Origin of the sequence: Acinetobacter gerneri DSM 14967 = CIP 107464 = MTCC 9824, from assembly GCF_000368565.1 — a bacterium.
Taxonomy (GTDB): Bacteria; Pseudomonadota; Gammaproteobacteria; order Pseudomonadales; family Moraxellaceae; genus Acinetobacter; species Acinetobacter gerneri.
This window is the reverse complement of sequence record NZ_KB849543.1, coordinates 604,819-624,870: the sequence shown is the minus strand read 5'-3', so window position 1 is coordinate 624,870 and position 20,052 is coordinate 604,819. Positions and strand designations below refer to the sequence as shown.

General features: G+C 36.9%; 18 protein-coding genes. 6 read left to right on the top strand and 12 right to left on the bottom strand.

The genetic code is table 11. The features are described 5' to 3' along the window. Positions 1-76: 76 nt before the first annotated feature. Positions 77-1,210: a glutamate 5-kinase gene (gene proB, locus F960_RS11200; protein ID WP_004864198.1), complete on the bottom strand. Its 1,134-nt coding sequence runs from the start codon at positions 1,208-1,210 to the stop codon at positions 77-79. Between the two features lie 163 nt (positions 1,211-1,373). After that, positions 1,374-2,588: an Obg family GTPase CgtA gene (gene cgtA, locus F960_RS11195; RefSeq protein ID WP_004864194.1), complete on the bottom strand. Its 1,215-nt coding sequence runs from the start codon at positions 2,586-2,588 to the stop codon at positions 1,374-1,376. 469 nt (positions 2,589-3,057) lie between these two features. On the opposite strand from cgtA, the gene prfH reads away from it, so the two are divergent. Together prfH and F960_RS11185 are read left to right on the top strand one after the other, a co-directional pair. Beyond that, entirely contained in the window at positions 3,058-3,651 is a 594-nt protein-coding gene (prfH, locus tag F960_RS11190) for a peptide chain release factor H (protein ID WP_004864189.1), read from the top strand. A gap of 7 nt (positions 3,652-3,658) precedes the next feature. Continuing rightward, positions 3,659-4,720: a hypothetical protein gene (locus tag F960_RS11185; protein WP_004864186.1), complete on the top strand. Its 1,062-nt coding sequence runs from the start codon at positions 3,659-3,661 to the stop codon at positions 4,718-4,720. A gap of 19 nt (positions 4,721-4,739) precedes the next feature. Here F960_RS11185 and F960_RS11180 read toward each other — a convergent pair whose 3' ends face one another. Then, entirely contained in the window at positions 4,740-5,117 is a 378-nt protein-coding gene (locus F960_RS11180) for a winged helix-turn-helix transcriptional regulator (protein ID WP_004864182.1), read from the bottom strand. Between the two features lie 132 nt (positions 5,118-5,249). On the opposite strand from F960_RS11180, the gene F960_RS11175 reads away from it, so the two are divergent. After that, positions 5,250-6,107 carry an SDR family oxidoreductase gene (locus tag F960_RS11175; RefSeq protein WP_004864180.1) on the top strand — a complete coding sequence of 286 codons (858 nt, stop codon included), beginning with the start codon at positions 5,250-5,252 and terminating at the stop codon, positions 6,105-6,107. 139 nt (positions 6,108-6,246) lie between these two features. On the opposite strand, the gene F960_RS11170 is transcribed toward F960_RS11175, so the two are convergent. The 6 genes from F960_RS11170 to uvrB form a co-directional block, all read right to left on the bottom strand. Continuing rightward, positions 6,247-6,927: a hypothetical protein gene (locus F960_RS11170; RefSeq protein WP_004864177.1), complete on the bottom strand. Its 681-nt coding sequence runs from the start codon at positions 6,925-6,927 to the stop codon at positions 6,247-6,249. 9 nt (positions 6,928-6,936) lie between these two features. Beyond that, positions 6,937-7,677, bottom strand: a complete 741-nt coding sequence (locus tag F960_RS11165) for a hypothetical protein (protein ID WP_004864173.1) — start codon at positions 7,675-7,677, stop codon at positions 6,937-6,939. A gap of 327 nt (positions 7,678-8,004) precedes the next feature. Continuing rightward, the gene (locus tag F960_RS11160; protein ID WP_004864170.1) at positions 8,005-9,462 is read right to left on the bottom strand and encodes a glyceraldehyde-3-phosphate dehydrogenase; all 1,458 of its coding nucleotides are present in this window, start codon (positions 9,460-9,462) and stop codon (positions 8,005-8,007) included. 270 nt (positions 9,463-9,732) lie between these two features. After that, the gene (gene rarD, locus F960_RS11155) at positions 9,733-10,668 is read right to left on the bottom strand and encodes an EamA family transporter RarD (protein WP_004864167.1); all 936 of its coding nucleotides are present in this window, start codon (positions 10,666-10,668) and stop codon (positions 9,733-9,735) included. Positions 10,669-10,780: 112 nt separating this feature from the next. Then, on the bottom strand, positions 10,781-11,386 hold the full coding sequence (locus tag F960_RS11150) for a lipocalin family protein (protein ID WP_004864164.1): 606 nt from the start codon (positions 11,384-11,386) through the stop codon (positions 10,781-10,783). 374 nt (positions 11,387-11,760) lie between these two features. Next, on the bottom strand, positions 11,761-13,782 hold the full coding sequence (gene uvrB / locus F960_RS11145; RefSeq protein WP_004864161.1) for an excinuclease ABC subunit UvrB: 2,022 nt from the start codon (positions 13,780-13,782) through the stop codon (positions 11,761-11,763). 186 nt (positions 13,783-13,968) lie between these two features. On the opposite strand from uvrB, the gene F960_RS11140 reads away from it, so the two are divergent. After that, entirely contained in the window at positions 13,969-14,748 is a 780-nt protein-coding gene (locus F960_RS11140) for an A1S_2505 family phage non-structural protein (RefSeq protein WP_004864160.1), read from the top strand. Positions 14,749-15,032: 284 nt separating this feature from the next. Then, positions 15,033-16,463 carry a sensor domain-containing diguanylate cyclase gene (locus F960_RS11135; RefSeq protein ID WP_004864156.1) on the top strand — a complete coding sequence of 477 codons (1,431 nt, stop codon included), beginning with the start codon at positions 15,033-15,035 and terminating at the stop codon, positions 16,461-16,463. A gap of 47 nt (positions 16,464-16,510) precedes the next feature. On the opposite strand, the gene F960_RS11130 is transcribed toward F960_RS11135, so the two are convergent. Then, positions 16,511-16,690 carry a hypothetical protein gene (locus F960_RS11130; RefSeq protein WP_004864153.1) on the bottom strand — a complete coding sequence of 60 codons (180 nt, stop codon included), beginning with the start codon at positions 16,688-16,690 and terminating at the stop codon, positions 16,511-16,513. 429 nt (positions 16,691-17,119) lie between these two features. Here F960_RS11130 and F960_RS11125 point away from each other — a divergent pair, with 429 nt between their 5' ends. Further along, positions 17,120-18,355 (top strand): pyridoxal phosphate-dependent aminotransferase, encoded by a 1,236-nt coding sequence (locus F960_RS11125; protein ID WP_004864150.1) that lies wholly within the window; start codon positions 17,120-17,122, stop codon positions 18,353-18,355. 199 nt (positions 18,356-18,554) lie between these two features. Here the strand turns inward: F960_RS11125 and F960_RS11120 are convergent, their stop codons facing one another. Together F960_RS11120 and F960_RS11115 are read right to left on the bottom strand one after the other, a co-directional pair. Next, the gene (locus tag F960_RS11120) at positions 18,555-19,415 is read right to left on the bottom strand and encodes a DMT family transporter (protein WP_004864147.1); all 861 of its coding nucleotides are present in this window, start codon (positions 19,413-19,415) and stop codon (positions 18,555-18,557) included. 130 nt (positions 19,416-19,545) lie between these two features. Further along, complete coding sequence (locus F960_RS11115) at positions 19,546-19,959, bottom strand: GFA family protein (RefSeq protein ID WP_004864144.1); 414 nt, start codon at positions 19,957-19,959, stop codon at positions 19,546-19,548. Positions 19,960-20,052: the final 93 nt, after the last annotated feature.

The following is a 20,052-nucleotide window of genomic DNA, read 5'->3' as shown; positions in this document are numbered from 1 at the left end:
TAAAAGTGGGCTTTTAACATGAACAATGTAGTTAAATTTTTTATTTAAAATACATTATATTCAAATACTTATACTATCAATAAATCGCCATATGATTGCGATGAATCATTTCCAAAGATCGAGCTTCACCTAAAACCTGATGCACTTTATCAGAGGATAAACCTTTAACGATTTCCGCTGAACGTGAGCTAAAGTTGACACGTCCAACAGCGACACGTTTACCTTGACGATCTACACACTCAACGACATCACCACGATCAAAATGCCCTTCGACAGCTTTAACGCCTACAGGTAATAAACTACGATGCTTTTGTTTGATTGCATCGACAGCACCATCATCAATCACCAAACGACCCGCTGTTTGCAGATGTGCAGCCAACCATTGTTGATGAGCAGTCATACGGTCATTGTCTGTGATAAATAATGTTCCCATCATTTCCCCAGACATCAGACGTGCCAATACATTGTCACTTTCACCGCTTGCGATCAAAGTTGGACAACCTGATTTTGCAGCCAAACGAGCAGCTCGAACTTTAGTGACCATACCGCCGCTTCCGAGAGCACCGCCACCGCCAGCCATTTCAAATAGACTTTCATCTAAAGCACGAACAGTCGACAACAATTTTGCATCTGGATTACTACGTGGATCAGAGTCGAACATCCCTTGTTGATCTGTCAAAATAATCAACAAATCCGCATGGACTTGTCCTGCGACCATCGCAGCAAGCGTATCATTATCACCAAAACGAATTTCATTGGTAGATACCGTGTCATTTTCATTGATCACAGGAATCACGCGCCAATCAATCAAGTTTTGCAAAGCATCACATGAGTTGAGATAACGACGGCGATCAGCTAAATCATCATGAGTTAAAAGGACTTGTGCTGTTTGGATCGTATGTAAATCCAAAACGCTTGACCATGTTTGGATCAAGCCCATTTGACCAATGGCAGCACAAGCCTGAAGACTGGGTAGATCGGTGGGTCGGCTTGGTAACTTCATACGTACCATCCCTTCCGCTACAGCACCTGATGACACCAATATAATTTCGTGTCCTGCATTGTGTAGATCAGCAATTTGTTTCGCCCAGTGCGAAATAGCATTGATGTCTAGACCTTGCCCATTTGCTGTAAGTAAAGATGAGCCTATTTTAACAACGATTCGTTTACAAGCTTCGAGCTTACGTTGCCCATCTACCACTTCTATCATTTTGTCCTCTATTAGGGTTTGTTGACGCTTCAAACTCGCTACGACAACGAGTATTTTTTGACAATACAAGGCGTTGTTTGAGAAATTTAGTAATCTAAATGATCAAAGCACAACGCGGTCGATTTCTGAAACGTCCACAGCCCCTACTCAAATCTATATGAGCTTAACGTACGTAGTACACTTCCATATCGCCATCATCACCGTCTTCATCATCGTCATCATCAGATAACAGACCTTCAAGACGTTGTTGACGACGCATTGCGCGGTACGCTTCTTTTGCAGCAAGCGTTTGTTCACGTGTTTCAGCTTCAAGCTGATCACGGAATGCTTTGATTTCTTTAGCGTACTCTGGATCTTCAACTTCGCGTTCTTTTTGTTGCTCAATTTGATCCATCAGATAATAAACCACTGGTTTAGTACCTTCTGAGAGCAAGCCTGAAGTTTTAAATACAGGGCCATCCCATTGCATTTCTTCAAGAATGTGTTTACACCATTCTTCACGAGAATCTTCTGGCAATTGATCGAGTTTATTTAAGACTAAGACCACTGGAAGTTTAGCCAAAGTAGGAGAGAATTTTTTCAATTCTTCCATAATCACTTTTGCATTATTTGCAGGGTCAGAACCATCAATCGGCTGAACATCTACGATATGCAATAAAATACGAGTACGAGCCAAATGTTTCAAGAATCGAATACCCAGACCAGCACCTTCTGCTGCACCTTCGATCAATCCTGGAATATCTGCCATTACAAATGAGCGATGACTGTCTGCATCAACCACACCTAAGTTTGGCACCATAGTTGTAAATGGATAATCCGCAACTTTTGGTTTTGCAGCTGATACGGCACGGATAAAGGTAGATTTACCCGCATTTGGCATGCCCAATAAGCCCACATCAGCAAGCACTTTAAGCTCTAAACGAATTTCACGAAATTCGCCTTTGATCCCGTGTGTACATTTACGCGGTGCACGGTTAGTTGATGATTTAAAATGGGTATTACCCAAACCACCATCACCACCATTTGCAACCAAGACTTTTTGACCATCTGCGATCAAATCGCCAATAATGTCACCAGAATCTGTATCTACAATTGTTGTTCCTACAGGAACTTTAAGCACGACGGACTCACCGCCACGGCCAGCACAGTTTGCGCCTGCACCATTTTTACCACGTTCAGCGCGAAATTTACGGGTATAACGATAATCTACAAGAGTACTGGTGTCGTCATCAGCTTGAATATATACGCTGCCTCCACGACCACCATCACCACCATCTGGACCACCAAATGGCACAAATTTCTCTCGGCGAAAACTGGCTACGCCATTGCCACCGTCGCCAGCCTCTACGGTAATGACTGCTTCATCAACAAAGCGCATGTTGCCAATCCTCTAAAATACTTTTAAAACCGTCTATTTTGCCATATTTTTAAAAAATTCTCGAATAGAATTATTCAGCAAAGCATAAAAATTACTGCATTTTCGAATTATTGATCTCAAAAAATTGGCTTCAGTGAAAAAGCGATAGAAATGACAAAAGAATAAACTCCCGCTTAGCAAATGATCTCTCATTTAAATGACTTGAGACTCAGGCATCTAATTCGGCTTTGTATATCCAAAAAATGTGACCTTTTCTTTTTCATAAAAATGATCAGGTCTGTAAAGTACTTGTGCTCAAATCTATGTGCCTAAACGATTAAAAGAGTAAAAATCCGATAAATTTGAACTTAGGCTAAGTTATTTATATAATGCACCATACTATAATTTAAGAAAATGTTTTGTAATTCTATATAAATCAATAACTAAATCTTATTTTTAACATTACCCAAAACCTTAATAAGGAAATAGATTGCCTATACTTCAACTCAGTGCAGCCAAAGGTCCTGCTGAATGTGAACAAGCTGTAAAATATAGCTTTGAAGAATTATTAAAAGATGCCAAAAAGCATCAAATAGAAATCACAATACTTGAAAAAACCGAAACTGTTTATGGCTATTCGAGTATTTTATTGCAACTCGATCAAGCCCATCTAATCTGGACGAAGACTTGGTGTGGCACGATTCAATGGACTTTTCAGAGTAAAATCAGACCCAATCATAAACGTAAAAATTGGTTTGTTGGTATCAGGCTATTTGATGATCCGCAAACATTACCTGAAAATGACAGCATCGTATTCCAAGCTTGCCGAGCCTCAGGTGCTGGCGGTCAACATGTCAACACAACAGATTCTGCTATTCATGCCACACATATCGCGAGCGGTATCAGTGTTAAAGTCATGTCTGAACGGAGTCAACATGCCAATAAACGTCTTGCCAAAGAGTTGATCGCTTTGAAACTCGCGCAAAAATTAGAACATGCCCATGCAGACAATAAACAAGCAATGCATCAACAACACGCCATGATCGAACGTGGCAATCCTATTCGGAGCTATAAAAAAATTTAGGCTTATTATGAAACAAAAACAATATTTATTAGAACAATTAGATCGCCCAATCCTCGCGATTCAAAGCATTGAGGCAAGTTATGGGCAGATTTTAATCTTGACCGATTCGGCGAAATTATATGGATTTGATATTCAAAAAAATCAACTTCAATATTTATCAAGCATTCAATTGCCCGTTTTAGGTGAGGATAAAGATCATTATTTCGGAGCTCCCACATATAAACTTTATGCCTCACAAAATGGTCTATATGCCGCAGTGGCGGTTGATCATGGACAATTTGCGCATGTGTTCAATATCAGTAGTGGCGAGACAATTTTGCAGATAGATGCCAAGCAGTACTATGAATATACCGTTGGCTTTTCCTTTGCATTTAGTCGCTACAACAATGATGATATTTGTATTTTTCGGACAGATTGGAATCGTCTAGATGCATACAATTTAACGCAAAATACACTCATGACTCAGCGCCACATCGATGCTTATAAAGATCAAATACCTTTGCACTATTTAGATTATTTTCATGGCAATTTATATGTCAGTCCAAATCACCAACGAATCTTAGGTGATGGCTGGGTTTGGCAACCCGTCAATATCCCACGCATTTGGTCGTTACCAGATTGGTTTTCAAAAAACCCGTATGAAAGTGAGGATGGTCATTCACTACGTCAACTCAGCTATCGAGATGATTGGAATTATCCAATGTGCTGGTTAACAGATACCACAATTGCCTTATGGCATACCCTGATTTGGGATATGGAACAATACGAATCAGTTGAATCTGATAATAGTCAAGGTTATGGGGTCCGGCTTTATTCTTTGGTGGAAATTGATGAGGGTTCAGTCTGGGCAATGCCAGAACAAACTCAAAAGGTCATGGCATTATTTTCAGATCAAAAATTGTTGATCATCGTCGGTAATGAAAATATCAGTTTCTACAGTACAACAAAGTTTAGCAAACTTGCAGAATTTCCAAATCAACGGGCACAAGTCCAGCATCCATCAAGTCATTGCCTATTCTCATTTCAAGAAAAGACGTTGCAGAGTTTGGACTATAGCGATCTGATATAAAAGACGATATTTCAGCACTTTATCGAACAATAACTTTTGCTTTATTTTCCATAATATCGGGTAAACTTCTTTCAATCCAAGAGATCAGATAATTCAATTTCTCAGCAGCTTGTGCCCCTAAAATGGTCAACTGATATTCAACTTTTGGGGGAACTTCGGGATAAACTGTACGTAAAATAAAGCCATCTTGCTCAAGAATTTTCAAAGTTTGGGCCAGCATTTTTTCACTAATCCCCTGTATACGATTACGAAGTTCACTAAATCGTTGCACGCCATCACTTAAACAACGCAAAACCAATACAGACCATTTGCTAGTGAGATGTTCCAATATTTCACGTGATGGACATTCATTGGATAAAACTTGACCAATCAAATTACTCGTCGCGTAACTAACCATCCATTTCTCTCCAAACTGCAATTTACTTACCTTCGGGTACGTACTTACATTTAGTAAGTTTTAGAAATAACATAATGCCATCAAGTACACAAAACAATCAAGTATCTTTGAAATTAAGTGAAAGGTGACATAATGAAAATCGCAATTACAGGTGCAACAGGACAACTCGGTCATCTTGTTATTGATGCACTCCTCAAACGAACCGATGCAAGCCAAATCATTGCCCTTGTCCGCAATGAATCCAAAGCCGAAGATTTAAAAAACAAAGGCGTTGAACTACGTCATTTTGACTATGACCAACCTGAACAATTATCTGCTTCTTTAAAAGGCGTGGATAAACTTTTACTTATTTCTGCAAATGAAGTCGGTCGCCGTACGCCACAACATCAGGCTGTTATTGAAGCAGCAAAAACTGCTCAAGTGCCTTATATCGCTTATACCAGTTTATTGCGTGCGGACAGCAACCCGATGCCACTTGCAAAAGAGCACGTTGAAACTGAAAAACTTATTTTAGAAAGTGGACTAAGTTATACATTTTTAAGAAATAATTGGTATAACGAAAATTATCTAGCCAATGTAAACCCTGCGATCGAACACGGCGCATTGTATGGTGCAGCACAAAATGGACAAATCAGTTCAGCTTCACGCCAAGATTATGCCGAAGCTGCTGCAGAGGTTTTGACGACTCATGGTCATGACAACAAAACTTATGAACTCGCGGGTTCTAACAGTTTCACTTTGACAGATATGGCAGCATATATCAGCGAGGCTTCTAAAAAAGAGGTGAAATATCAAGACCTCAGCCCTGAGCAATACACTGATGCATTGCTCCAAGCAGGTCTACCTAAAGCGCTAGTTGAGGTGATCGTTGATGCAGATAAAGAAACTGTAAATGGCGCAATGTATAGTGATAGCAAAGATTTAGAGACATTGTTGAAACGCAAAACGACCAGCATTCAATATCAAATTAAAATGCTATTTACACATTGATTTTAAATGAGCTAATCATTTAAACCCAAAGTAAAACACTGTGATTTACTCAGCGCTTATTGGTTATCTTATAGATGGCTGAGTAAATCTCAAAAAACAAAAAAATAATCGCTCATACATAAGCAAACAACAATAAACATCACTGATGAATATTTTTGACAGGTAAATCAATATTCATATTTAAATCAGCAATGGTATTACGTTCAGTATTGGTCATCGTTGCTTTAAACTTTGCGATTTTACGCATGGTCATATTATCGTTCATATTCAATACTGGACTAAACTCATGTTGAACATGCAGTTTTGCCAGCTCATCAAATTGAAAATACACAGGACCTGCAAATTTGATTTTAATCGGCACATGATAATCACGATTAATTTTAAATGGTACGCTTAGCTTAATCGGCACATCAATATGCAATGGAAATTCTGGTAATAACTTGTTTTGGTAAACCAAGTCTGTCGTCGTGTCCAAAGGCATCGTAGTCGAAATATCAATATTGGTACTATAGTTGATATTTACCGTAATCGGTGTCGTCACCTCAAAACTCAAATCAGCTAAATATTTTCCTCTCAAAGGTAAATCCAGATGTCGATCAATATTAATTTTAGTGTCGAGTGCACCTTGTGCATGCGTCTGTAAATAATTGCCTACTTCAATTTCAGTCGGCAACGAATGAGCAAGTTCGATATTGGCATTTTGTGCAGAAACTTGCATCGAAGCTTGAACATTCAAATAAAGCCAAAACAAAACTGCAACTAAAATGACGATCAAAAGAAAGCAAATCAGGGCATTTCGAAATGAAGTAAAAATCCACATTTCCCTCTCCTATTTTGCTGTACTACTTTTAGAATCAGAATGTTCATTCGCCTTTTGCATCGAATCGTTTTTAGACAAACTTAGGCTATTAAGTGGTATCTTGAGTTGTCCTTGACTGATTTTAACTGGCAAAGTATTGGTCACATCCACACTCGCATCCAATGCCGTTTTTACTGGAACATTTAAATGACCTTTCACAGGAATATTGGTTTTCAATGTAGCGTCTAGCGGAATATTTAAATTTTCTTTTAATATAGTTTTGACAGGTGCATCAAATTTTAAATGTACAGATTGATTAAGTGGTACTTGTAAATTGACAGGGACATCCATCTTAATTGGAATCGTTCCTTTGAGTGGCAAAGTGATATTTTTACCGAGAACTTTCACTTGAACTTGAGTATCAATTGGCATGTCTTGATTGACATGTAACACCTCATTTACTGGAATCGTGGTCGAAATCGGTACCTCATTATCAAAATAGACTCGAGGATTGAGTGTTTGCGCAATCGGGATACTCAGTTTTTCATGAATCGGAATTGTCGCATTGACATTACCCACCACATCGACATCAAGTGCATCATGAATTTGAACTTTTGCTTGCAAAGGCTCTTTTAAATCAATGTTAACCGATTGATTTTCAAGTGGGATATATATATTAAAGTGTTTGAATACCCAAATAGCTAAGACAACACCACAAATTGCAGCAGCCAATATAAAAATGAGTACACCTATCCATTTCCTTAGATGCAAAATCCTATCCTTTTAGTCAGTTTTATTTTTCCTTAGGTTTAGTGTATCCAATATTGTGATCAAGTTTACTTTTTTTTGTATTAATAAGACATTTTCATGTATAAAAATCAATCAAATAGCATAAATAATGTAGTGCTATTTTTAATGCTCATGATGAAAAACATTAACTTTAAGCTGCTTATTTCAATTGGATTGCATCACCAAAAATCAGTAAAGCATTGAAATATATTTATTTTTATATAAATCACAATAACGATACTGTTCTTGCAATTGAATAACGACAATAAAAAACCCGACATTAAGTCGGGTTTTTTGTGCATTTACAAATTATGCATTTGTTTCTGCAGGAACTTTTGGATAGCTCACGCCACACATTTGTTCAGCGATACGCAATACTTGGCAGCTATAACCTACTTCATTGTCATACCAAACATAAGCTGTTAAACGGTTGCCAGAAGTGATTGTTGCTTGCGCATCAAAAACACCTGCTGTACGTGAACCGATAAAGTCACTTGATACAACTTCAGTTGAGTTTGTATAACCGATTTGACCTTGAAGGTTTGAGTTGATTGAGATTTGACGAATATATTCGTTCACTTCTTCACGATCAACTTCTTTATCAAGTGTCAAGTTCAAGATTGCCAATGAAACGTTTGGTGTAGGTACACGTACTGAGTTACCAGTCAATTTACCTTGTAACTGAGGCAATGCTTTAGCAACGGCTTTAGCCGCACCAGTTTCAGTAATCACCATGTTCAAAGTCGCAGCACGACCACGACGGTCAGCTTTGTGATAGTTATCAATTAAGTTTTGGTCATTTGTAAATGAGTGAACAGTTTCAACATGACCATTGATCACTTTGTATTTGTCGTCTAATACTTTCAATACAGGAGTGATTGCATTAGTTGTACAGCTTGCAGCAGAGATGATTTTGTCTTCATCTAAGATATCAGCTTGGTTTACACCAAATACAACGTTCTTCATGTCACCTTTACCAGGTGCAGTTAACACAACACGAGCAACGCCTGGGCATTGAAGGTGTTGAGTTAAACCATCAACATCACGCCATTTACCAGTGTTGTCGATCACAAGAGCGTTATCAATACCGTAATCTGTATAATCTACTTCAGCAGGGCTTGAAGCATAAATCACTTTGATAAAGTTACCATTTGCAATGATTGCTTCATTTTCTTCATCTACAGAAATCGTACCTGCAAATGAACCGTGAATTGAGTCACGACGAAGTAAAGAAGCACGTTTCGCAAGATCACCATCAGATGATTTACGAACAACGATTGCTTTAAGGCTTAAACCGCGACCAAGACCAGATTGGCTGATAATAAGACGCGCTAAGATACGACCGATACGACCGAAACCATAAAGAACAACATCTTTAGGTTCAGCAACTTCTGCACGACCGTTCAATGATTTAACAGCATCTGCAACAAATGCGTCTACATCACCACCTTTTTCTTTGTATTCAACAGCAAGTTTACCTAAATCAACTTCTGCAGAACCAATGTGCGCTTGTTTCGCTAAGGCTTCTAAAATTGGAAATGTGTGAACTACAGAAAGCTCAACATCCATCATACGTGTACGGCGATGTGCTTTCAAAATTTGAATTACAGAACGGTTAACTAAAGAACGTCCATAAACTGAAGTCACAATATTTTTTTCACGGTACAATTGACCAATGAGAGCAATCATACGTTCCGCGATTTCTTCGCGGTTTTTCCAACGACCTTGATGCTCTGAGTGTAGGGCGATGATAGTGTCTTTGCTCACAGATACGTCCTCTATTTTATGTATATCTAGGCATGAAATTTTAAAACCCCATAATTGTAATGGAATTATCATCAAGATTGAATCAAAAGCTGATATAGGAGTGCAAATTTTCTTATATATTCACTATAAAATTACAAAATAGTAAAAATAAACAGCCAAGATAGTGCAAAGTCGGCCAAAAGCAGCCTAAACATCGTCAAAAATATCGCCCAAAAATCATCGATAAAACCTTTGCTTTAAAATAATGATGATTTTCAAACATTAAATAGTTTATTTTTCATCCAAACGCTGTTCAAGCTTTTCAATATTTCGGTTTAAATTACGCTGACGATTTCGTTGCTGTATCAAGTGCACTGCCCCTTCGAGCGCCAAAATAGCCACCGCACACCAGATCGGAATATAGGTCAACCATTCCTCAGATTTGATACTTTCACCCAAAGCCAATGAAGCAAGTGCCAACAAAACTGGCTCAAGATAACTCAATAAACCAAATAAAATCATCGGTAAAAAACGACTTGCCAAAATATAGCTACCGAGCCCAATCGCACTCAAAACACCTAGCCCCATAATCACTAAAACTAAACTAGGCTGATCAGCAAATTTTGTATAAGGTGCAAGCCCTGTATGTGTTAAATAAATCGCAACGGGCATACAGATCACGATATCCCACCAAAAACCGCCAAGGTTATCAGTATTGATTTTTTTACGAATCAGAAAATACAGCGCATAACCAATCGCAACCAACATGGTTTCCCATGCGATACTGCCTAATCGCCATAATTCGTGCCCAACACCTATGACAGCAAAAATTACAGCAATCAACTGAAATTTAGATAATTTTTCTTTATAAATTAAACTTCCAGCCAGCACCAAGACCAACGGCAACAAGAAATAACCAAGTGAAACTTGTAGCCCTCGACCATTCATCGGCCCCCATAAAAACAGCCACAGTTGCACACAAGTCAAAGCTGATGTCACGATCAACATCAATATAAGCATTGGATTTTTTAAAATACGCTGATAAATCGTTTTGACGTGGGCAAAATCACCACTATAAAGCATGAAAAGTGTCAAAAAAGGTAAGGTAGAAATGATACGCCAACCAAAGGTTTGCTCACTATCAAAATCACCTAAAAGTTTGGTATAAAAATAAAGAACACCAAATGTGACCGATGCCAAAACAGACAGGAAAACGCCTTTAAACATCCATCACCTCTTAAATCGATCTTGAGGCTCATTATAAACAGCTTTTTGCCAAAATAGATTGAAAAGTAAAATATTTAGCAGGATAATTTCCTACGTTTAAACTAATTATTTTTTAAGATTTCGGCTGTTCCGTTTGAACCGTCATAATCAAATCTTTTAAATTGTATCCTTCGGCTTTGGCATACTCCAAAAACTCGCTTACCACAGCCTGATCTGGATGTGGATTTCTAGACAACAACCACAGATTATGTCGATCTGGCTCACCAACCAACGCCATTTGATAATTTGCATCCACCTTTAAAATCCAATAATTTTCACGTACCACGGGTATCCATCGAATAGATTCTGGCAAGAAACTGATTTTAAATTTGCTATTAAATGGTGAATTTTCAATAAAAGCTTCAGCAGCAATTTTTTGAACATCACCTGTACGATTGATACAACGATTATCTATGCCTAGATTACCATTTTCATTGTAGGTATAAATCGTCATGACATTTTTTTTGCATTTCTTTTGAAAACTATTGGGTTTTCGCGCTATTTCGTACCAAACACCGAGATATTTATCTATTTCTATATGATCAGGACTAACCGTAACTTCTTTTGTGCTTTTATTGGATGTAGAATCTGCAAAAATATTACTAGAAAATGCACATAAAAATGCACTCGAAATTAGTGTAAATGTAAAATTTAGCCTCGGCTTAAAAAGCTTCAACATATCGATCGCCTCATTATTCTAATTATAGATGTGTTACACATCACTTATACTTCTGAACATTAAGTATTTAACGATATTCAATCTATAGCTGAACAGTCTATCTACTTTAATAAGTACCACAATTAGATTAGCCAATAAATCATTCTATATCTAAGAGCATTTTGTGAAATAAATCTATATCACAAGCTATTTCTACTACAAAATAACATAATTTTTTTAAACTAGAATACTTCGACCAAATTGTTTGCTTTTTATTCTCTATTGTGCTGACATTTTAAAGACGAAACGATGACATTAAATTGATTAAAATCAATATGTAGCTTTATGCAACAACTCACATAAAGCCACATTCTGATCTATCTGGCAAATTTGTACTACTGCAACATTTTCGCTTTTAATCGCACAATTTCATCTCGAATTTTGGCAGCTTGTTCAAATTGCAACTCTTTAGATGCCTTCAACATATCTTTTTCCAACTTATTGATATGTTTACTAAATAACTTAGGATCAGAAATAATATGCATTTCATCAGCCGTCAGCGCATTAGCTTGATCATCAATCATCACTTCAATTTGATCATCACTCAACACTTCGCCAGTATCAATTTCCTTATTTTTTGAGCGAATCGTACTACGCGGAATAATGCCGTGTAGCTCATTAAATTCCTGTTGTTTTGCACGACGACGGTCTGTCTCATCTATCGCTTTACGCATCGAATCTGTAATGCGATCGGCATATAAAATTGCTTTACCTTTCACATTACGCGCAGCACGCCCAATGGTTTGAATCAGTGAGCGTTCCGAACGTAAGAAACCTTCTTTGTCAGCATCTAGGATTGCAACCAAAGACACTTCTGGCATATCCAAACCTTCACGCAGCAAGTTGATCCCAACCAGTACATCATAAATACCAGTTCGCAGTTCATGAATAATTTTGACCCGTTCAACCGTATCAATATCCGAATGTAAATACGCTACTTTTACACCATACTCTTTAAGATATGAGGTGAGATCTTCTGCCATTCGCTTGGTCAAAGTCGTGACTAAAACTCGCTCATCCAAATCTTTACGGATATTAATTTCTGATAGGACATCATCGACTTGAGTCAAGACAGGACGTATTTCAATTTCGGGATCAACCAAACCTGTTGGACGAACCACTTGTTCTACGACCTGCTCTGCTTTATCTAATTCGTAGAGCGCAGGAGTTGCACTTACATAAATCGTAGAAGGGATAATACGCACCCATTCTTCAAATTTCATCGGTCGATTGTCTAGTGCACTCGGTAAGCGAAAACCATAATTCACCAAGTTTTCTTTACGTGAACGGTCACCTTTATACATTGCGCCAATTTGTGGAACAGTCACATGAGATTCATCAATAATCAGCAAAGCATCATCTGGTACATAGTCAAATAATGTCGGCGGTGCTTCACCAGCAGGACGACCAGACAAATGTCGTGAATAGTTTTCAATACCGTTGGTATAACCCAACTGTTGCATCATTTCTAAATCATATCGCGTACGTTGCTCAATTCTTTGCAATTCGATGAGTTTGTCGTTTTCTTTAAAAAAGACTAAACGATCTTTGAGTTCTTCTTTAATCGTACCGATGGCACGTTCTAAATTGTCTTTAGGCGTAACATAATGGCTTTTTGGATAAATGGTGACACGAGGCACTTTACGCGTCAATTTTCCAGTTAAAGGATCAAACCACCGAATTGAATCTACTTCATCATCAAACAGCTCGATACGAATCGCATGTTGATCCGATTCGGCAGGAAATATATCGATAATTTCCCCACGAATACGGTAAGTACCACGTAAAAATTCAAGCTCGTTACGGGTATATTGCATCTCGACCAAACGTCGAATAATGTCATCACGGTTGATTCGATCGCCTTCTACAATATGTAAAAGCATGCTCATATAGGCATTTGGGTCGCCCAAGCCATAAATCGCTGATACAGAAGCAACGATAATCGCATCACGTCGTTCCAATAAAGAACGTGTGGCAGAGAGTCTCATTTGATCGATATGATCATTAATTGCTGCATCTTTCTCGATAAAAGTATCAGAAGATGGCACATAGGCTTCCGGCTGGTAATAGTCATAATAACTAACAAAATACTCAACCGCATTATTTGGAAAAAATGATTTAAATTCTCCATAAAGCTGAGCCGCTAGGGTTTTATTGTGCGCCATCACAATCGTCGGGCGTTGTAATTGAGAGATGACATTTGCCATCGTGTAAGTCTTACCAGACCCTGTAACCCCTAGCAAAAGTTGATCGTGATAACCTTTTTTGACACCTTGAACCAGTTTTTCAATCGCTTGAGGCTGGTCACCTGCAGGTTGGTAGTCGGTTACAAGTTCAAATGGTAAATGTTCGCTCACGATATTCTCTAAATTAAATTATGATGCCATTGTAGCAGTATGTTTCGATTAGTTCTGTAGTTGAAAAATCGACAAAATACTTTTAAAAACTAGATTGGGTTAAAAGAATTATATTCAAGTTTCCCCTTGACCAAGCTGCATTTCCCCTGCAACATAAATACTCAATTCTGAGAAAAAAGTTTTGCCATGAACTACCACTATCACGATGAAAGTATTATCAAAAATTTACCTGAAGATACCATTTTTGTCTTTGGTAGCAACTTGGCAGGAACGCATGCTGGCGGTGCTGCTAAAATAGCCTTAAACCATTTTGGCGCAATCAAAGGTGTCGGACGGGGTTGGGCGGGTCAAAGTTTTGCCATTCCGACCATGAATGAACATTTGCAACAGATGCCACTATCGCAAATCGAGCACTATATCGACGATTTTAAAATTTATACGAAAAATCATTTGAAAACTAAATATTTTCTAACCTCAGTCGGCTGTGGTGTTGCAGGCTATAAAATCGAAGAAATTGCGCCAATGTTTAAAGGGATTTCGCATAATGTCATTTTCCCTGCGTCGTTTAGACCTTTTGTAGAAAGTACTTTGCCTAAACTTAATCAACATTTTTTGCATACTTTCCTCAATGAGGATTTCTTATCACAAAACGATACGACTCAAACCATTCAAACACTCGATCTCAGCGATGCTGAAAAAAGTTTAGTCACTATTTTATTAAATACCCCAATGTATCCAACGGATAGTAATGGCCGTGATCGTGAATTTGAAATACAGGATATTTTGCATACCCTTAAAACCAAAATTACTAAATTTGAAATTTCAAATGAATATGAAATGATATTTGGTGGAATTGTTTTAGCACTTCTTGAACTTTACCAATTAAATGAGCAAGATTTTATTGATATATGGCAAGCTAAAAAAGAAATTTTACCGCCCAAAGCAGCAAATAAATCTAAGAGATAATTGATCAAAACTCAAGAACAGTGAAATACCCATCGTTCTTGAGTTTCATAATTAAAAATAATCACAATATCAAAATGATATGAGCCATATAACAACAAATTTATTACTTTTTCTATGCAATAATCAATCAATTAATTTATTAAAACTTAACAATAAAAAATGCTGATTAGATTTTATAACTAATACTGTGATTTATATCGCATTAATATATGAAATGTATTTTTTTATCACATTTGAAGTGTTATATTCTGCGTAAACAATCCAGTAATAAAATGGAATTTAAAATGCAGTTTTTTGATTCATCGATTTTTGATTTGTCACCAATCCCAATGTGGCTAGAAGATTATAGTGAAGTCAAAAAACAATTTGATCTCTGGAGAACTGAAGGTGTTTCTGATTTAGCAGAATACTTAAAACAAGATCCTTCTCGTATCACCCAATGTGCGCACAAATTAAAAATTATTAAAGTCAATCAAAAAACCTTACAACTTTTTGAAGCCAATAATCAGCAGCATCTTTGCGATAATCTTACTGCAATTTTCCGTAATGAAATGTTTAAAACACATATTCATGAACTGATTTCTTTGTGGGAAGGAAAAACTGAATTTTCAAGTACAACCGTCAACTATACTTTGTCAGGTAAAAAACTTGATATTAAATTGCGAGGCGTTGTTTTACCGGGATATGAACAAAGTTGGGAAAAGCTTTTACTGACCACGGAAGACATTAGCGATTATCAAAATGCCTGTCGCTTAGAAGAAAAAAATCGTTTATTGGCTGAAGCTCGATTTATCTATTCCCCTACTTCGCTTTGGGTTGAAGACTTCAGCCGAGTTAAAATACGTTTAGATCAACTTCGTCAGATGGGTATTGAAGATTTTCGGACTTTTTTGGATGTACATGCCGATTTTGTTCACCAATGTGTTGACGAAATTTTACTATTAGATGTCAATCAAGCAACGCTCGATCTACTAAAAGCACCAGATAAAGACACTTTATTTAAAAATTTAAACAAAGTTTTTGCCCAAGAAATGCATCAAACTTTTCGTGAACAATTAATTGAATTATGGAATGGTAAAATCCATCATCAACGTGAAGCCATTAACTATGCTCTAGATGGTTCAATCCGTAATGTGTTACTCCAATTCACAGTTTTTCCTGGATATGAAGATGATTGGGGATTGGTTCAAGTCGCACTAACCGATATTACCGCCCGAAAAAAAGCAGAAAGTTATCTTGAATATTTAGGTAAACATGATGTCTTAACTAAGTTATTTAATCGTTCATTTTATACTGAAGAAATTAATCGACTAGAACGCAATATATTGCGACCTATTTCATGTATATTTTTAGATATGAATGGCTTAAAAGAAGTCAATGATACGATGGGACATGATATTGGTGATGGACTATTACGCCGTGTAGGAAACATTCTGAGTCGTGCAATTAATCACACAAGTTTTACAGCTTCCAGAATCGGTGGTGATGAATTTGTCATCCTCATGTCGGGTGCTGATGAGCATCAAGTGAAAAATATGCTCAGTACAATCGAGGAGTTATTTAGTATTGATAATCAATACTATGCAAGCCAACCGATCAGTATAGCGATGGGTTTTGCGACGATACGAGAGGATGAATCTGTAGATGATATGCTCAAACGCGCTGATAAACTCATGTATGATCGAAAGAAAAAATATTATTTAGATCCCATCTAATTCATATAAAAAATCAAATAAAAAAAACAGGCATAAAGCCTGTTTTTTTATCTTTTACCCATAGAGCGACGGGTACCACGTGGAGGTGGCCAAGTTTTATCTGCATAATTTTCTGGCTTCGGACGAACCTGATTATGAGCAACTTCATCTTGCTCGTGTTCAGATGCCGGCACTGGGAAAGGAAGTTTCACCAATGGCTTTTTAGAAGTAGGCTGTTGCTTACTCATTTTCTTTACTCTTACAACTTTGCGCCTATTCTAAAGTTTTTTGCCGTTTGATGCGAGAAAGTTCATCATTCCTTGCATTTTTTATTTGAAAAAGCGTCTTAGGATAATAAAATATTTCAAAAATGGATATTTAAAATAAACGTTTTAAAATCAAAAAAGTGATTTTAAACAAAAATATCAAAAGCCCTCTGATCTATATCTACAATTAAATAATTAGGACAAGTTATTTTACAATTTATCAGACAAATTTTAGCTATATCATGGTTTTTCAAACTTATGCTATAAAATTCATGACTTAGATTTTCTATAAAAAATATTTTTTTGCTATTTTTATTGAATTTGATTAAATTTTAAACAAACATAATATTAAATATACGCTACTATAGTGTGCTTTTTATTTTTTTAATCCCTATAAGAAGGAATACTGCCGTGGACGTACGTCTCTCTGATCGTGTAAATGCCATCAAACCGTCTCCAACGCTTGCTGTTACCAACAAAGCTGCTGAATTAAAAGCTGCTGGTAAAAATGTCATTGGATTGGGCGCAGGCGAACCAGATTTTGACACACCACAACACATCAAAGATGCTGCTATTGCTGCAATTAATAACGGTTTTACAAAATATACCGCTGTTGATGGTACGCCAGGCCTTAAAAAAGCAATTATTGCGAAATTGAAACGTGATAATAATCTTGACTATCAAGCAAACCAAATCTTGGTTTCTTGTGGTGGTAAACAATCATTCTTTAACTTAGCTCTTGCTTTGTTAAACAAAGGTGATGAAGTTATTATTCCTGCTCCATACTGGGTAAGTTACCCTGATATGGTGATCATCGCTGAAGGTACTCCTGTTATCGTAAAATGTGGTGAAGAACAACGTTTCAAAATCACTCCTGCTCAATTAGAAGCTGCGATCACTGATAAAACTCGTTTAGTTGTTCTAAACAGCCCTTCTAACCCTACAGGTATGATCTATACTAAAGCTGAACTCGAAGCTTTGGCTGAAGTGCTTCGTAAATATCCTGAAGTGATGGTTGCTTCTGATGATATGTATGAACCAATCCGTTGGGATGATGAATTTTATAATATCGCAACTGTAGCGCCTGATCTTTATGACCGTGTAATCGTTCTTAATGGTGTTTCAAAAGCATATGCAATGACTGGCTGGCGTATCGGCTATGCAGCGGGTCCTGCAAAACTTATCGGTGCGATGAAAAAAATCCAATCTCAATCAACTTCAAACCCAACTTCTATTTCACAAGTTGCTGCTGAAGCTGCGTTGAATGGTCCTCAAGACGTTCTTCAACCAATGATTGAAGCTTTCCACCGTCGTCATGACTTAGTGGTAAATGGCTTAAATGACATCAACGGTATCACTTGCTTACCTGCTGATGGTGCGTTCTATGCATATGCAAACATTCGCCCATTGATTCGTGCGAAAGGTTTAAAATCTTGCACAGAATTCTCAGCATGGTTACTTGAAGAAACTGGTGTTGCAGTTGTTCCTGGTGATGCATTTGGTTTAGGCGGTTATATGCGTATTTCTTATGCAACTGCTGACGAAGTTCTAGTAGATGCATTAGCTCGTATCAAAAAAGCTGCTGATTCAATCGAAGGCGTTGATGCTGCGATTGCTTCAATTGAAGCTGAAAAAGCGGCTAAATAATTTAATTAGTATTTAGTTTCATAAAAACCCGTCACTTTTGACGGGTTTTTTTATGTGAATCATTCATTAAAAGTGACATAGATCATGTTCTTTTTAGAAGCGTATTCTATTTTAAATGACTCAAAATAATGAATTAAAAATAATTGCTTTCAAAAAGTGATTTAAAATAAGCCATTAAAACAACTCATTTAAAATAGCATCATTTACTCAACACAGGTTTTTCTGCCGCAGTAGAAAAGATCACTAAAACAATTCCAAATAAAACTGCAATCGTTGACATGATGATGCGTAAGGATAACAACTCTCCAATAAAGAGCGTGCCACCGATAATTGCTAGACATGGCACAGAAAGTTGTACGGTACTTGCTGTAATACGATCTATTTTCTTGACTATCGAATACCAAAGGACATAAGCACCGCTCGATGCCAAACCACCCGATAAGATTGCAAGAATTACGCCTTTTTTAAATAAAAAGATATCTTGTTTGAAAAATAAAAATGCACATAAAATCAGTGGAGTTGCGACAATAAAATTGGCAAAAGTACTTAACAATGGGTTACGCATACTTTTTCCAGAAATACTGTAACCCGCCCATGCCAAACCTGATAAAACCATGATCGCTGCATAAAATAAATTTGGGGTATTTGCACCAGGTAGAAGTAAAAATATGATTCCAGATAAAGCAATGACTAGACCTAAACCACGTTTGAGATTGATCGATTCTCCATGAAAAATCCCATAAATAATCATGCTAATCTGTACAGTTCCAAACAGTAAAAGCGCACCTACGCCAGCGTCTATTTTTAAATAGGCTAACGAAAAAGCTACGATATAGGTCGCTAAAAACAAACCATTTTTAAAACTCCATTCAATTTTATCCTGATTGAGATGATTCTTTTTTTGATATAAAAGATAGAGCACAAATAAAACCGCTACCCCACTCAACACCCGAATCAGGCTAAAACTCATTGGATCAATTTGCTCACCCGCAAGAGCCAAACGACATAGGACTGAATTTGCTGCAAATGCGATCATCGCAATCGCAATTTTCAGGAACATATTGAACTTCCATTTTCAATCTACCTCGCTTAGATATAACGGATTTTTAACAACTGTTCTAATATTTTTAAAAAATTTTATGCAAATTAGACTAAAGACTACGTTTTGTGCATAGATCCTACGCGTAAAGTTATTCATTTTCATTGAATAATTGCAGCACTTCTGCCTCTGTCATTTGCTTGGTATGATTTTTAAAAGCATAAAATTCAGGTTTATGATCAATATAAATTTCACTATCTAGATGCAAATCTGTTTCAGGTAAATCCAATGCGAATACATTTACATTGCAATATTCATTATTTTTCATACGCCAAAACAATGATGTACCACATTCCGAACAAAAACCACGTTCACCCCATTCTGAAGAATCATAAATTTTTAAAGCTGAATTTGCAGTAAAATTTAGACTTTTCGGCACAATATCTAAGGTCATAATCACACCACTAGTATGTATTCTACACATGGTGCAATGACAAACATGTACGTCTGAATTGAGTATTTCAGCTTCAAAATGAGTTTTCCCGCATAAACATTGTCCTTTCATTTTCAAAACCTCGTCACTATTTTTAAGTTAATGTAGCAGTATTTTTTTATTTTAAAATGACAAATTAAGCTTAAAGTGGAGTACAAAATATTT